The 15,771-nt window shown below is 54.1% G+C and carries 12 protein-coding genes and 1 pseudogene; 6 read left to right on the top strand and 7 right to left on the bottom strand.

What is annotated here, in order from left to right:
- The 6 genes from BLU64_RS08245 to BLU64_RS08220 form a co-directional block, all read right to left on the bottom strand.
- A partial coding sequence (locus BLU64_RS08245; protein ID WP_083351065.1) for an HlyD family secretion protein occupies positions 1 to 918 on the bottom strand: 918 nt, incomplete at its 3' end.
- Positions 911 to 2,332: a TolC family protein gene (locus tag BLU64_RS08240; protein ID WP_244888418.1), complete on the bottom strand. Its 1,422-nt coding sequence runs from the start codon at positions 2,330 to 2,332 to the stop codon at positions 911 to 913. The genes BLU64_RS08240 and BLU64_RS08245, both read right to left, overlap by 8 nt.
- 55 nt (positions 2,333 to 2,387) lie before the next feature.
- A complete protein-coding gene (locus BLU64_RS08235) occupies positions 2,388 to 3,638 on the bottom strand; it encodes an ABC transporter permease (RefSeq protein ID WP_026741594.1) in 1,251 nt (416 codons plus the stop codon).
- Complete coding sequence (locus BLU64_RS08230; RefSeq protein ID WP_026741595.1) at positions 3,631 to 4,332, bottom strand: ABC transporter ATP-binding protein; 702 nt, start codon at positions 4,330 to 4,332, stop codon at positions 3,631 to 3,633. Before BLU64_RS08230 ends, BLU64_RS08235 begins: the two co-directional genes overlap by 8 nt.
- Positions 4,333 to 4,400: 68 nt before the next feature.
- A complete protein-coding gene (locus tag BLU64_RS08225; protein ID WP_074728353.1) occupies positions 4,401 to 5,150 on the bottom strand; it encodes a hypothetical protein in 750 nt (249 codons plus the stop codon).
- A gap of 84 nt (positions 5,151 to 5,234) precedes the next feature.
- Entirely contained in the window at positions 5,235 to 5,705 is a 471-nt protein-coding gene (locus tag BLU64_RS08220; protein ID WP_026741597.1) for a hypothetical protein, read from the bottom strand.
- Between the two features lie 906 nt (positions 5,706 to 6,611).
- On the opposite strand from BLU64_RS08220, the gene BLU64_RS08215 reads away from it, so the two are divergent.
- Together BLU64_RS08215 and BLU64_RS08210 are read left to right on the top strand one after the other, a co-directional pair.
- The gene (locus tag BLU64_RS08215) at positions 6,612 to 8,354 is read left to right on the top strand and encodes a glycoside hydrolase family 13 protein (RefSeq protein ID WP_036152335.1); all 1,743 of its coding nucleotides are present in this window, start codon (positions 6,612 to 6,614) and stop codon (positions 8,352 to 8,354) included.
- A gap of 284 nt (positions 8,355 to 8,638) precedes the next feature.
- The gene (locus tag BLU64_RS08210) at positions 8,639 to 9,061 is read left to right on the top strand and encodes a nuclear transport factor 2 family protein (protein WP_071999726.1); all 423 of its coding nucleotides are present in this window, start codon (positions 8,639 to 8,641) and stop codon (positions 9,059 to 9,061) included.
- Here the strand turns inward: BLU64_RS08210 and BLU64_RS08205 are convergent.
- Positions 9,007 to 9,171, bottom strand: a pseudogene (locus BLU64_RS08205) (transposase); the annotation flags it as partial. The gene BLU64_RS08210 and the pseudogene BLU64_RS08205 sit on opposite strands and share 55 nt — an antisense overlap.
- A 634-nt stretch (positions 9,172 to 9,805) precedes the next feature.
- Here BLU64_RS08205 and BLU64_RS08200 point away from each other — a divergent pair.
- The 4 genes from BLU64_RS08200 (at position 9,806) to amiB (ending at position 15,754) form a co-directional block, all read left to right on the top strand.
- Positions 9,806 to 10,804, top strand: coding sequence for a TolB-like translocation protein (locus BLU64_RS08200; RefSeq protein WP_074728351.1), 999 nt, complete (start codon positions 9,806 to 9,808; stop codon positions 10,802 to 10,804).
- A gap of 1,250 nt (positions 10,805 to 12,054) precedes the next feature.
- On the top strand, positions 12,055 to 13,584 hold the full coding sequence (nnr, locus tag BLU64_RS08190) for a bifunctional ADP-dependent NAD(P)H-hydrate dehydratase/NAD(P)H-hydrate epimerase (RefSeq protein WP_074728350.1): 1,530 nt from the start codon (positions 12,055 to 12,057) through the stop codon (positions 13,582 to 13,584).
- Positions 13,581 to 14,051 (top strand): tRNA (adenosine(37)-N6)-threonylcarbamoyltransferase complex ATPase subunit type 1 TsaE, encoded by a 471-nt coding sequence (gene tsaE, locus BLU64_RS08185; RefSeq protein ID WP_026741602.1) that lies wholly within the window; start codon positions 13,581 to 13,583, stop codon positions 14,049 to 14,051. The genes nnr and tsaE overlap by 4 nt, the downstream gene beginning before the upstream one ends.
- Before the next feature lie 5 nt (positions 14,052 to 14,056).
- Positions 14,057 to 15,754, top strand: coding sequence for an N-acetylmuramoyl-L-alanine amidase AmiB (amiB, locus tag BLU64_RS08180; RefSeq protein ID WP_026741603.1), 1,698 nt, complete (start codon positions 14,057 to 14,059; stop codon positions 15,752 to 15,754).
- Positions 15,755 to 15,771 lie beyond the last annotated feature (17 nt).

The raw sequence follows: 15,771 nt of genomic DNA, 5'->3' as shown, positions 1-15,771 counted from the left end.
ACCGGTTATGTGTACCGGCATACCTTCGCTCAGCTGATGCAGGTCGATTTCTTCCACTCGGGTCAGAACCTGAAGGCGCTCCAGTCCGATGAGCGTGAGCAGCGGCGTACCTTGCGTGACCTGCAAACCCGGTTGGGCGATTACCGCTTTTCCGCCATCGGGTGCCGACGGCCGTATAATCACTCCCGCAAACGGCGCTTTGATGATTTGCCGCTCACTTTGCGCCTTGACCGCCTGGTAACGCACCTGCGCATTCACCAGCTCCATCTCGGCAATCTCGCGCTCTTCACCTGAACCCCGGGCTTCGAGGGTGTGTAACTCCTCTTCAGCGTTAAGCAGGTCCTGCTGCTGGGTATGCGCCTGTTGGGTCAGCGTATCGACCTCCATCCGGGCGACAATGCCGCGCTCGAACAGTACCCGCGTATCACGCAGATTTGCCTGCGTGACGCCCAGTGTCGAACGAGCGGTTTGTACAGTTCGTCGGGCTCGCGTGACTTCGGGACTACTGCTCCAGTTGCGTAGTTGATAGACGGCCTGCTGAGCTTTAAGAAGCTCCGTCTGAGCCTGCCGCATCTGAATGGCAATCTGCCCCGTGTCTAACCGCAGGAGCGTCTGGTCCGCGCTCACGCTCTGGCCTTCTTGAACCAGGACTTCACGGATCACGCCCTCAAATGGCGCAGACAGCGTTTCCTGCCGGGCAGCTTGAATGCGTCCGACCAGCCCAAGCTGCTGCTCAAGCGGCTGTGGTTGCACCGGTAACCATTGTGCCTGAGCATCCGGTGACGGATCTTTGTCGTTGGATTTCCAGGGGGTCCAGATGGAAACAGTCAGTACCAGAAACAGGATCAGGAGGCCCCCTCCTATACGCCGATGTCGGAGGAGGAGAGACGGGAGGATTGGCAGGCGGTATTTAGTCATTGAGTGCGATATCCCAGCTTTGCAGTGTGGTGCCCAGCGTTTGATCCAGTTCAGCCTGTGTATTCAGATAGCTGATGAGGGCGCTGAGCCGCGCATTCTCGGCATTGCGCAAATCGTTTTCGTAGCTCAGCACCTGAAAGTTGCTGGAGCGGCCCATCGTGAGTTTTTCTCGTTCAATTTCCAGCTTGCGGCGAGAAAGGTCACGCGCGCGCTGGGAGATTTCATACTGCCGCCAGCGGGTGCCGATATCACGAACGGCATTGGTGACTTTACGTTCTAACTGCTGGTGGGCTTCCGCTAATTGAATCTCCTGATTGCGGACACTGACCTGGGCCTGCACTTCGGCCTGGCGAGGACTCAGGTCGCCGATGGGGATGTCGACCTGTATTCCTACGTAGTTTTCCCAGGCGCGTGAAGTGCCGCTGTGGGGATCGCGATTGCGTACCTGACTCGCGCCTCCCACAAGTGACACATCCCAGAGCCGACTGTCTCGCGCCACCGCCAGATTGAGGGTGGCCTGTTTGATGTAGATAAGCTGAGAGAGCCAGGCAGGCTGGGCGGCTTCAGCCTGTTGCAGCGCTCGATCCGCATTGATATTCACTTTTTTTGCCTGCAAAGACTCCGTCGCAACAATCGGCGTATTCAGGTCCAGAGCCAACAATTGCAGCAGCGACAGCCGTGCTGTATCCAGCTGATTATGTGTTTCTTCGTAAGCCAGCTCTTGCGAAGCCACTTCGGCTTCCGTTTGCACGATATCGAACTCGGCCATGCGCCCGGCGGCGATCATCGCGCGGTTGACCTCAAGCAGCTGGCGAGCGCGCTCCAGAGAATCTCGCGAGATTTTCAACTGCTCCTGCGCTTCCAATAGCGTCCGATAGGAGGAGATGACCTGTGTGATGGTCTCCGACACCGTGGATTTCAAGTTGAGACGGTTCGCCTGCTCGGTCAACTGCGCGAGGCGAACGGGGGCCGTGGCAATATCTTTTCCCGCGCCGCGCAGCAAAGGTTGAATTAGGGAGATATTGGCGCCGTCATTGCGTGACAGCCCGGCGTCATCGGATTTGACGTGACGATATGTCCATCCCAGGCTGACGCGGGAGCCATACGGTGTGAGCAAGGTGGTGGTGGGTGTCACGGTGCCCTGACGGTAGCGGTCGTCCTGATTACGATAGGAAAGATAACTGCCACTGAGGGTCAGTTTGGGGGTGAAGCGGTCCTCGGCGACGCGAAGGTCGAATTTTTGGGCGATCCGATCCAGATATGCGCTGCGGATCGATCGGTTGTCACGCAGGCCCAGATAGATCGCATCGCTTAACGTAAGATCGATGGCCTGAGCATTAAGTGAGGAAGCGGCTACCGCCGCAGAGGGCCGGCCCTGACGCGTTGCCTGAGAGGGATGCAACGGCTCATTCATGAGCGCCAACGCCACCGAAGGGGCGGTGATCGAAAGTATAAAAAGGGGAAATAGACTACGCATCACGTAATGCCTGTACCGGAGTCAGGCGCGCCGCTGCCATCGCCGGAGACAGCCCGAAGAACAAGCCGATGGCAATGGCGCTGCCGATACCGAGGGGAAGCGACGCGGCCGACAGTGAAAAAGACGACCAGCCCGAATAATTAACGAACGTCCAGGCGATGAGTAAGCCCACCGCGGCACCCATGAGAGCGCCAATCGTCGCCAGCACGATCGCTTCCAACAGAAAAAGCCGGGCAATGTCTCGAGGACGCGCGCCTAGCGCCATCCGTACACCGATTTCGCGGCGTCGTTCGGCAACGTTCATCACCATGACGTTCATGACGCCGATGCCGCCGACCAGCAGAGCGATACCGCCCAGACCGGCCAGAAGCCAGGAAAACAGGCGCGACTGCTGCGCCATGCCCGCCAGCAGAACCCGGGGGATCTGCACATCTATTTCGAAGCCGGGCATGTTGCTCTCCAGCCAGTGCTGCAAGCTAGGCGCAGTCTGCTCTAGCGTGGCGATGTCGGGATTGCGCGCCAGCACACTGGTGATCTGCGGTGTGGGGACGATGCGTCGCATGCCCTCAATCGGCAATAATATGGAATCGTCGGGCGATAACGGGAGCAGGGGGGTTTGTCCTTTGGGCTGCAGAATACCAATGATCTGAAACAGGTAATCGCCAAGCTGGATTGTGTCGCCTACGTTGACGGAGACGCCCACATTCTGCCACTGCGTCACCATGTTGGCCCCTAATACGGCGTGCGTGCTGTGCGCATCGAATACGCTCAGGAAGCGCCCCTGCGCTAATCGCAAACCCAGTACGTTAGGCAGTTCAACATTGCTGCCGAGTAGTGGAGGATTCAGCGTGCGTCCTTTGAAACGTACATCCAGACTGGTAGGGATCACAGGGGCTGCCGCCGTAATCGCGGGCAGCCTCTTGCGCAATGCGTCGGTATCCAGTTCGGTCAGGGCAGGCTTCGTTTCGACGGCGTCGCCGAGGGGAACCTGGATAGTGGCGACAAGCAGATCGCTCCCCATTCCTTTGAAAACACTCATGGCTTCATGTTCAGCGTTATGCCCGATATTCAGCAGAGCGACCACCGCCATACACCCTACAGCTATCCCCAGCAGCGCCAATACGGCCCGACGGCCCAACTGACGCAAATTCTCTACCGGTTCGCGCAATAGCTGTAGCCATGTGGGGCCGTAGCGATGCGATGGCGTTGAACTAGGGGGGAAGGGAATATGGGCGTTAAGCATGTCGCCTCTCTTCAACCCGGCCGTCGCAGACTTCAATACAGCGCGCCATGCGCTGGGCAATGCGGTTATCGTGAGTCACCACCACCAATGTCGTGCCGTATTCGTGGTTTAGGGACAGTAAGAGTTCGATGATGTCGTGCGCCGTTTGGCTGTCGAGGTTACCGGTGGGTTCATCCGCCAGGAGCAGACCCGGTTCACCGATCAGCGCACGGGCGATGGCAACGCGCTGGCGCTGTCCGCCTGACATATCCGCCGGGCGGTGAAGGTGGTGGCTGGCGAGGCCGACGCGATTCAGTTGAATCATGGCCGCCTGTCGGGCTTGCGGCTGCGATACGCCGCGATACAGCAGGGGTAAAGCCACGTTGTCGAGAGCATTGAGCCGTGGCAGCAAGTTGAAGCTCTGGAACACGAAACCGATGAGCCGATTACGCGCTATCGCACGTGACTCGGCATTGACGCGAGACATATCTTCGCCTGCCAGTAGCAATCGGCCTGTGGTCGGTTCGTCCAGTAATCCAATGAGGTTGAGGAGTGTACTCTTGCCCGAGCCGGATGCACCGACGATCGCGCAACGTTGGCCCTTGGGAATCGAAAACGATACATCATGCAACACGTTCTGAGTGGACGCGCCTGTCGTGTAGGCGTACGTAATCTTTTCAAGGCAGATCAATCTGTTGTTGCCAGTCGTTGGCATCTTCCCTCCTGCCTGCTTTTCATCCATGTGGGCGCTATAGCGGCGACCAACAACGATCCCGTGAAACTTTACTTCTGACGGCTGCGATCTACCGATAAAGTCATCTGATCCACTAGTGATTGCAGTTCATCTTTAAATTGGGTTGAATCGGTACCGTTTTCCAGCTGTGTCAACGTTTGTTGTACTTCATACCCCTCAGGCAATTGCGCTTTTTCGATCGCCGGTAGCGAATTGCTGTGATCCGACACTTCCTGGTAGCTCTCTGCGCTGATCTTGCCAGTGCGGTGGTATTCGTCCATCATTTTAGCCACCACTTTCACACGCCATTGATACTCTTGGTCATCGGCTTCTCTGAGGGCAGCCCGACGCTCGTTGACCGTGAAGGAACCGCTGTCATCATACGCAATCAGCGCCAGCTGGTCGCGGGACATCCCTTTGAACGGGTTGGTTGCTTCGCCATTAGAAAAATCGGTAGCCTGTTGGGCTTGGGCCAGTCGTTGTGGATCGTCAGAAGCAGGCACCTCGGCGTCGTGAGCCGCTTTGTTGCGCGTGTAGCTTTCGCCGAAGAGCTTTTCACTCGTCGATTGTGCGAAAGCCGCGAGTCCTTTACGGCTTGTGGTGGCATCTCGCTCAGCGGCGCGTGTGGCGGCATCGCTCAGTTGAATCGAAAGTGAGGAAACCCGTGTCGTTGTGCTGGTGGGGGTGTCCAAGGCGCTGTAAGCCTGTGATTGGGTTGACTCACTGCTGTAGTTGACGGTGTTTTGATCGCTGACTTGTGATTGTTGGGCGGTGGAACCCAGTTGATTAATGCTGTTCATCGGGAGTCCTCAATTGTCTTGATTAGCGTCATCGCTGATGGAAAAAGGTGGCCTGTGGTACTTTCAGCCGCCCTTTAACTAGGGTTACTTCATCGTGAATTCAGCAGCCCATGAAAAATCAATCACGCTCTGATATTTGAGGGTTGCAGTGCAAATGGCCCCGTTACTAGATATCGCGTTTTTGGACCATTTGGGGACCTTTGATCGAGCACCGGGAATGAGACCTCCACCAATGAATTGGTTTAAGAACGTGGTGCTAAATTCGCAGGTTTTTCTCCCCATCGTATATCGTATTATCGCTGCATTTGCATCGGCGATAATTTTACTTTGGACGATAAAAATATCAGTAGATTGGGGAAGAACTGTCGTTTTTGGTTTAGGTGTTGAGTTGCCATAAGAACTTAACTCGTTCGTGGTCACCATTTTATAGATCGCGTCTTGTGTACCCAGATTCTTAAATGTGACAGTCACCGGGGGACCAGCGAATGCTGCGCCTGCGGTGCAGAATGTGGTGGCAACAAGGGCGATGGTTGCTATTTTTTTGATGTTTTTCATTAGATTATTGCATTCTTTTGTATTTTGTAATTTTGAGCTGATGTCTCTTTAGCTCAGAATTACAGCACTTTGCTGTGCGAGTTTCGTGTGACCAACGTTTTTTGGAAAACGGATTTATTAATAATTGAAATAAATCACAGTTAATAAATATCACTGATTAATATTTCGATTTTTCCTATTAGGGTATTTAACGGCAAACTCGAGTGAAAACTTTAGAATTGTTAATTTTTTTCAGCCAGTCTAGCGTATTCTAACAAATATTCTAATGCCTTTTTTGGTGATTTGTCTATGTTAAATAACAGCATGCGTTTTCTGAGGGGGATGGATTGATGGTCATGAATGTAAAATTTGGTTAATTTATTGAATGCTGCAATGGATGCTTTAGATGACAATATTATAAGTTTTATGCATATTAATTTTTTCACCTATTTAATTAAACATCAAGAAATGGCCAATACGTGTTTTTACAGTATTATTTCCTGTGAAATGTATCGAGTATATTAATTCAGAGAGCCACGTATTTAGCTAAATGAATCTAAGGAAACATATTCTCGGCTAAAAAATAAGAAAGTTGAACTCTGCTAATGGTTGTGAATTCGAAATAATTATTTCTAATTCAATAATGACAACGCGGTAATTATTTCTATATAAGGTTATTTTAGTCGCCAATATATCCCTCTCATCTTGGCCTCAAAAAGGCCCCGTTATTTTATGCGTTATTAAGATTTGCTAAATATGACACGTCTCTATTTTTCTATCGCAATGCTGTTGTAAGCCTTATTTTTGCTTGTGAAGCCGCTCACATAATAAAATATTATCGGTCGTGAGCGTTGCCGGAACCTGCCATCTTTTAATCAGCGATGTTTCTTATACATTCAAAAACTATCACTGATAGGGAAGGGAACGATGTCGAATTTACCTATGTGTATGCTGGCCGCAGCGATGTCATCCGTGGTGCTGCCTCAGACCGCCGATGCTGTTGAAGAAAATAAAAATCGTGAATGGTGGAAAGAGGTTGTCGTTTACCAAATATATCCGCGTTCATTTAACGATAGTAATGGAGACGGTATTGGTGACCTCAATGGTATTACAGAGAAACTGGATTACCTGAAAAAACTCGGCGTTGATGTGATTTGGCTCAGCCCGCATTTTGACTCCCCAAATGCGGACAATGGTTATGATATTCGTGATTACAAGAAGGTCATGAAAGAGTTCGGCACGATGAATGATTTCGACCACATGCTTAACGAAATTAAACGCCGTGATATGCGTTTGATAATTGATTTAGTGGTTAACCACACCAGTGATGAGCATCAGTGGTTCAAAGAGAGCAGAAAGTCGAAGGATAATCCGTACCGCGATTACTATATTTGGCGAGACGGGCGCAATGGTGAGGTGCCCAATAATTACCCCGCTTTCTTCGGTGGTTCTGCCTGGAAAAAAGACGATCAGACCGGCCAGTATTATCTGCACTACTTCGCCGAGAAGCAGCCTGACCTGAACTGGGAAAATAAAAAGGTTCATCAGGAGGTCTATGACATTATGCGCTTCTGGCTGGATAAAGGCGTCTCCGGTTTTCGCATGGACGTGATCCCTTTTATTTCCAAGCAGCCCGGTCTGCCTGATTTAAGCCCGCAGCAGCTGGCCCAACCGCAAAATGTGTTTGCTACAGGGCCGCACATCCATCAATACCTGCATGAAATGAACCGGGAAGTGCTGGCGCCCTATAACGCGATGAGCGTTGGCGAAGCCTACGGTGTGACGTTCGAGGATACGCCCAAGTTCGTTGACGCGGATCGCCAGGAATTGAATATGTTGTTCCACTTCGATGTCGTTCGTCTCGACCGCGATGGCTGGCGTAAGACGGACTGGACCCTGCCTCAACTCAAGACTGCCTTTGCTAAAATCGACCGCTCCGGGGCGGCTGGCTGGAACACCAGCTTCCTGAGTAACCATGACCTTCCGCGGGCGGTGTCACATTTCGGTGATGACAGCGATGCATGGCGGGACGTGTCCGCCAAAGCGTTGGCCACACTGATGATGACCCAACGGGCTACGCCCTTTGTGTATCAGGGTGAAGAGCTGGGCATGACTAATTACCCTTTCACCAGCGAAAAGGAGTTCGAAGACGTTGAAATCCGGGGATTATGGAAGGAGTTGGTGGAAGGGGGAAAAGTCTCGTCCAAAGAGTTTCTGGATAATGTGCGCCAAACCTCCCGCGATAATGGCAGAACGCCGATGCAGTGGAGCACCGCGGCTCAGGGGGGATTTACAACTGGCACGCCGTGGCTGGCGGTAAACCCCAACTATACGAAAATCAATGCGGCGGCTCAGGTCGACGATGACCATTCGGTCTACGGTTATCATCGTCAGCTGATTGCGCTGCGGCGTCAGACTCCGGCGCTGATCCATGGTGAGTATCGCGATCTGGCGCCGGAACATCCTAAGCTTTTCGTTTATACTCGCACGTTAAAAGATCAGCAGTATCTGGTTGCCATTAACTTCTCGCGCGAGACGCAGAACTGGTCGTTGCCGGCAGATAAGAAGATTGTTCGATCCGTCATCAGCAACCGGCCGGAAAGTGCCGCCTCAGCGGGTGCCGATCGTCTGACTCTACAGGCCTGGCAGGCCGCCATTTTTAAACTGTAGCCTGCTAACCAAATCGTCACGCCTAACGCTTCGCGGCGTGACGGTTCCTATTGTGTTTCTCCTGTCGTCCGCCAGTACCCAGGTTGCCAACGATGACGCTCTTCCTGATCTTGCGTCGTTTTCACCACGTTGAACAAGCGCGATGAGTTTATTCAACGTGAGAAGGACAGGCTGGTTTCCTCGGCCTTTATGGCATAATTTTTGAGGGATTTTTAGCCACAAACGCGAGTGTGTTATCGATGTCGGCACTCGTCGTGGCGTGATTTAACGATGGCGAGGGTGGGATGCAAGAAGCAAAAATGGAGCGCGTACGACTGTTGGAAGCGCGTTTGCGACAGGCGATGTTGGACTCGGACGTCACGGCGTTAGAAACGCTGTTGGACAGGGAGCTGATATTTGTCAGCCATCTGGGACAGGCGCTGGGACGACGTGACGATCTCGACGCGCATCGTTCGGGGCTGATCAAGATCCATGATTTGCAGACAGCAAATGAGCGAATACTGCTCAAAGACAACGTCGCTATTGTTGCCGTAAAAACACAGATTTCCGGCAGCTTTGGTGGGCAACCTTCTGATGGAGTATTCCTCTTCACGCGGACATGGTTACTCTCGCCGGACTCGATGAACGGGCGTGTTATTGCAGCCACCTCCGTGCGTTTGATATCAGAGGACGCCATGCCGCCGTATTTAGATTTCCAGTTGTCATAGCTGGCTTCCGCCACACCGTTTTCGCGTCACACATCCTTCACGTGCCGATCCTCTTCAACTTCTTTTAGAACCCGCAGGATCTGAGTTTCAGTGAAACGCGCTTTCTTTATGATGCGCCTCCGCTGGTTGTCTTTTGACCAGATAACGCGATTAAGCAGTAAGACTAAATTCAGGGGGACTACAATGGTGCCTATTCTCTTCTGGCCTCTGACTCTACCCACACCGACATCCTCCCATCAATTGATATTATTTGCTGTTACATCGAGTCTTTATCGTCGCACCAACGTGGGGTGTTCTATTGGTTTAAGACAAAACCGACCGGGTAGACGGCTTTACGCTTCAAACTTGAGAGGAGATCTCAGGCCGTACTCAGCGTGTTGATGTCACGTTCGGCCTGCTCCAGCAACGAAATTCATGCAGTCCGCGGTTGTTGACAGCGCTGGGTCACGATGCGTAAGCAAGCGCATACCGCGCCGCAGGTGAGGGTCAAGTCAGATCCTTTTCCTCTTTAAAAACGTTGATTACTCCCTCGATTCGGTTTACCCACACAACGATGATACTTAAAATAGTTTTGACTATGTCACGGCGAAAACCTTGAGGAAATAGTGAGGTTACGTGAGTGTGCATAGGTATAACTAGCCATTAATACGTCGAAGATTCAGTTGTTTTGATATGAATAACCTTGGCTGAATTCCGAGGTATAACGGCCAGTACATATTGATATAAAGTAAGGATGCTTTAACTATGCAACCTAAAATGTGGGCAACCGCACTGGTGTGCGGCGCGCTTTCGGCGGGGGTTACCGCTGGCTCTCAAGCACAATGTATTTCCAACCACACCACGGAAAGTGATTCAACGTTTCCCTCCACGTTAAAAGGCAAGCTCGCCTATCACACCTACGGCAGTTATGCCGATGGCACCAGCCAAATCTTTATCTATGACTTCTCTGCCAACAAAGTGACGCAGGCGTCTTCATCGGCGTGGGGAATTCAGGACCCGATGAACGCGGTATTCAGTCCGGACGGTAAATGGCTGGCCTTTATGGGGATCAAGGACGATGCCTGGAATGTCTTCATGTGGCAGGTCGACTCGGCCGAACTCCCGGTCAATCTGACCAAAAGCACGGGAGAGACGAGAAATGAAGATCCCAAGTTCAGCGCTGATGGCGCTGCGCTGTTTTTCAAGCAGGATGGCGATGTGGTGAAGGCGACGTTGAGCTTTGAAAATGGGGGGCCGGCGTTCAGCTCGCAGACCAATCTGACTAACGCCTCTTCAACGATAGAAAGCTCAATGCCCTATCCGTCCGCCGATGGCACGCAAGTCTATTACGCGGCAGGGAAGGCATCGGGCGTCACGGGCATTTATCGTCTGACGCTCGCGACCGGCAAAAAGGTGGTTTTCGACAAGCCGAACGGCCTGGAAGCCTACTATCCGACGGTTCGTCAGGATGGAAGGGTGTTTTACTCGCGCTGGAAGGACTCGGGCGGAGCCGATCAGCTCTATACCAAGGTGAATCCGAGCGATAAGGCCGAACAACTGTCGATTAATGATTGCGACAGCAACAACTCCGACGCCTTCCCCGTGAGTGGCACTGACTATGTCTTCTTTTCGTCTACGTCTGAGGGTAAATACCAGCTGTACCTTGGCGAGGTCAGCACGGGTAAACGCTGGAGTCTTTCCTCGTTTCACGTTAATGACGACACGGATAAAGAGACTCTGGGGGCTAACTACTTCGGCGGATAAACGGCATATCGCATGACGAAGGACGCCGTTGAGGCGTCCGTTCTGGACAAAAGAAACCAGGCGTAGTTTGTCTGGTTTCGCCCGTCCCGACCTCGTGATAAGTAAGCGCTTGCAAACTATGGGCTTAGCAGGTTGGTGACGAAGCCCATGATGCGTATCAGGACGAAGCTCCCGCCTTTCAAACGGAGAATGTTCACCGGGTCTGACCGTCTGCCAGGCCAGATACAGAAGATAAAGCGCCCCGCATAAACGCATGGTGTCATAGGCATGGGGATCGCCTTGACCAGCGCGATAATTCCCGCCGCCGCGCGCATCAAGTAAAACACAAATCCCACTGTAACGCCGCCTGGCGAACTCAAGCATGTATCCCGCTATCAAGGCGGTATCACGCGAGATCGCGGGCGTGAACTTCTGCGAGCCGGCTGCTTTTGGAGTATCCCTTCTGCCCGTCAAACTGAAAAAATTTCCATTTTTTTTAATTATTGTCTGATTATTGAACTAACCTAATTGAATCGTTTTTGATGGTCATGGCAAAGCTGCCGGCCGACAGGGGGCTGCGATAGATGGAATATTGTGGTCGCACGCGTGTCGAGGAGTGAAGAGTCAAAACGCTTGCCAATTAGAATTCCCTGGGCCATAATGCCGTCCCCGAAACATGCTGTATTTTAAAATCTTTAAAAATCAGCGTGTTACAAAAGCCGCGGCGTAAATTAATTCCTTTTTGCAACAGCGCTATCGGTTTTATCCTCCAAGAGCATTCTTGCTCTCCGGAAAAGTAAATCTCATAAGTTTTTAAACAGACTTATCCACAGATTTCTTGACGACGGTGTTTGATGGCACACCGAGGGTCCGAAGATCGCTATTTTTTATCCCAATGAATTTAAAAGAAAAATTTTAGATAAAAAACGCCACTATGATCACTTGTACTTTTTGTTGCACTTGATTGGCAAAGAGTTTTTAAATTTATCCACAGGCGGGACAGGCGAAAAATCGGCGAATTTTTGTCCACACCGTAACATCCTCCTGATTGCCCCTTCACCGCCCTTTCTCTCGCTAATCTGGCCCAGTCATTCGCCAACGACATAGGGCGGAGTAAACTGATAGCTGTTTCCGCGGCCTTTACGGAAAAATGAGGCATTTTCGGTCAGCTTGGGTGACTTCCGGGGTGAGGACGAATTGCCAAGGGGCCGCGTTATCGCGTCCACGCCCGGTGTCGGCGGCGCATCTGCAGAAATGAGAGGGAGCATGCCATGATCGATTGCAGCATCAATTCTGTGTCCGAAGCATTACCTGATACGGTCTTCCGAGCCGACTGGCTACGACGAGAGGAGGCAGGGGCGGCACAATCGGCAGGCGTGTCGCTCTACACGCTGATGCAAAGAGCGGGTTCCGCCGCATTTAGACTGGCGCGTTTGCACTATCCGTCAGCTCGGCACTGGCTGGTTTTGGCCGGACACGGCAATAACGGCGGAGATGGTTATGTGGTGGCAACCCTGGCGAAAGCCGCTGGTCTGCGGGTATCGGTAATAGTCTGCCCTGGAGAGCGTCCGTTGCCGCCCGAAGCCGAACAGGCCAGAGCGCAATGGATCGCCGATGGCGGTACCGAACTAACGCCGGAGGCTGCCTGGCCTGATGATATCGATCTGATTATCGATGGTCTGCTGGGCACTGGTCTTGCCGCCGCGCCCAAGGCTCCCTACGATCGACTGATTGAGGCGGCCAATGCGCATCCGGCGCCCACGGTGGCGCTGGATATCCCCTCTGGATTGAATGCCGAAACCGGTCATACTGCGGGCGCGGTGATCGACGCCGCACACACCATCACCTTCATTACGCTGAAACCCGGCCTGCTGACCGGTCTGGCCCGAGACTATGTCGGTCGGCTGCACATCGACGATCTGGCGCTGTCGCCGTGGATAGCGCGTCAGGATGCGCCGATTCAGCGCATCACGCCGCGTCATCTTTCTCAGTGGCTGAAGCCTCGCCGGGCGGGCGCGCACAAAGGGGATAATGGCCGTCTGCTGATTGTCGGCGGCGACGCGGGGACCGGCGGTGCGATTTTCATGGCGGGTGAATCCGCTCTGCGTACAGGTGCCGGTTTAGTGCGAGTACTTACTCACCGCGAATACCTTGCAGCGCTGCTGGTTTCTCGTCCCGAGCTGATGGTTCAGGAGCTGAACACGGCGACGTTGCGGCAAGGGCTGGAGTGGGCGGATGTGATCGTAATCGGCCCCGGCCTGGGTCAGGGGGAATGGGGCAGAAATGCCCTCAGGATCGCAGAAAATTGTAACAAATCCATGTTATGGGATGCGGATGCGCTCAACCTGCTGGCAATCAGTCCGCATAAACGTCAGAATCGCATCCTGACGCCCCATCCCGGCGAGGCGGCACGGCTGCTGAACTGTCGCGTTGTCGACATTGAGAGTGACCGCTTACTTGCAGCGGAAAAGCTGGTGAAACGCTACGGCGGCGTTGTAGTACTTAAAGGTGCGGGAACGGTGATCGCCAATGAGCAAGGCGCGCTGGCCATCGCTGACGTCGGCAACCCCGGTATGGCTACGGGTGGGATGGGCGATGTGCTTTCCGGCATTATCGGTGCGCTGGCGGCGCAGAAACTTTCGTTGTATGACGCGGCCAGAGCCGGATGTGTGGTTCATGGCGCCGCCGCCGACTGGCTGGCGAAACAGCGCGGCCCCCGCGGCATGCTGGCGACGGATTTGATGCCCGTACTGGCGCAGTATGTAAATCCTGAGTGGATATCCTTAGAAAAGACAGAATGAAGACATTTTCTCTATCTCTGCCTGACGAAGCGGCAACTATTGCACTCGGTGCGACACTGGCGCAGGCCTGCGACCGCGCCGTCATTATCTATCTGTATGGCGATCTGGGCGCGGGCAAGACCACGCTGAGCCGCGGCTTCCTGCAAGCGCTCGGCCACACGGGCAACGTCAAAAGTCCCACCTACACGCTGGTGGAGCCTTACATGCTGTCGCCGCGTCCGGTTTACCATTTCGATCTGTACCGCTTGGCGGACCCCGAAGAGCTGGAGTTCATGGGCATTCGCGACTATTTGTCCGAGGACGCCATCTGCCTGATCGAATGGCCTCAGCAGGGCGCGGGGATACTGCCTCCTGCCGATCTGGAGCTGCACCTGAGCTATCAGGATGCGGGGCGTCAGGCGGAGATTCAGGTGTTGTCTGACACAGGCGAACATATTGCGGCGCGTTGTATAGGTCAGTCGGAGTAGACGTGATGATCGTGCGGTTGATGAAGGCTTTATTGGGTGTTGTCCTCTTCCTGTCCTGGCCGCTTTGGGCGGCGAATCTCTCAGATGTTCAGGTCGATAACGCTTCGGGGCTGGCAAAGGTGACCCTGAGTTTCAGCGGGCAACCGATCTACGCATTTTTCCCGCTCAGCAATCCCGATCGGGTCGTGATCGACATCCGGGAGACCGGGGTAATCAAAGGGCTGCCGCTCGCATTCAGCGGTAGCAATCTGATCGATCGCATTCGGACCAGCGAAGCGAAAGACGCGCAAAGCCTGCGTCTGGTACTTGAACTGACGAAGCCTGCCAAAACGCGTGCGACGACGACGAGGCACGGCGACACCTACACCGTGGTTTTCACGGTGAGCGCCGAACAGCCGCAGCGCGCAGCCAACCGGACATCGACGACGGAAGCCCGCGTAACCACGCGACCGGTCAAGCCGGCCGAGCCGCCGCAAAGTCCATTCGACAATAAGCCAACGGTGGTGACCAGTACCGCTTCGACGACTCCGTCTCGCGCGTCCGCACGCCGTCCGACCTCTACCGGCGATGAGATCGTGGTGGCGATTGACGCCGGACACGGCGGCCAGGATCCCGGCGCCATCGGTCCCGGCGGATTGCAGGAAAAAAATGTGACCATCGGCATCGCGCGTAAGCTGCGCGACCTGCTGAACAAGGACCCGGTGTTTAAACCGGTACTGACGCGTGACGGCGACTACTTTATTTCCGTGATGGGGCGTTCCGACGTGGCGCGTAAGCAGGGGGCCAATCTGCTGGTTTCTCTCCATGCGGACGCGGCGCCCAACCGCGGCGCAACGGGCGCGTCGGTGTGGGTTCTGTCTAACCGCAGGGCCAATAGCGAAATGGCGAACTGGCTTGAACAGCACGAGAAGCAGTCTGAGCTGCTGGGGGGCGCGGGCGACCTGCTGGCGAACAACAACGCCGATCCTTACCTGAGTCAGGCGGTGCTGGACCTACAGTTCGGGCATTCGCAGCGCGTCGGCTACGACGTGGCGGTCAAGGTGCTGCGAGAACTGCAACGCGTCGGCAGCCTGCACAAAGTCCACCCCGAACATGCCAGCCTCGGCGTGCTGCGCTCGCCGGATATTCCGTCGTTACTGGTCGAAACCGGGTTTATTTCCAATCCTGGCGAAGAGCGTCTTTTGGGCAGCAGCGACTATCAGGAGCGTATCGCAAAAGCGCTCTATCTGGGGCTACGCGGCTATTTCGAGACGCATCCGTTGCAGAATGCGCCCAAACATGACAAACGGCCTGCCATTTTGCCGGTCTCCAAACCGGTGGTTTCCAACGGCGCGGCGCCTGTCGGCTCCGCAACGCGGCATACCGTGGGGAAAGGTGAAACGCTGTCGGGGATTGCGTCGCGTTACGGTGTGAGTATGTCGACGATACGCGATGCGAATAACCTGAAAAAAGACGTTGTGTGGGTAGGGCAGAGACTGAGGATTCCGGGGGGCGTCGCATCGCAGGTCGCACAGACACGAACCGCCCCGGCAATCCAGAGAGCCACCACGGCGAAGAGGGTGACGCATAAGGTGGTGCGCGGTGATAGTCTGAGTTCGATTGCAGACCGTTACGATGTCAGTATGAAAGCGCTCCAGCAGGCAAACAAGCTGCCATCGCAGACGGTACAGTTAGGACAGACGCTGGTTATCCCTGCCACCTGAGGCCGACATTGCAGCAA

Source organism: Lonsdalea quercina, assembly GCF_900107885.1.
Classification (GTDB): Bacteria; Pseudomonadota; Gammaproteobacteria; order Enterobacterales; family Enterobacteriaceae; genus Lonsdalea; species Lonsdalea quercina.
The sequence above is the reverse complement of the archived record's forward strand: the minus strand, read 5'-3'. Positions and strand labels throughout refer to the sequence as shown.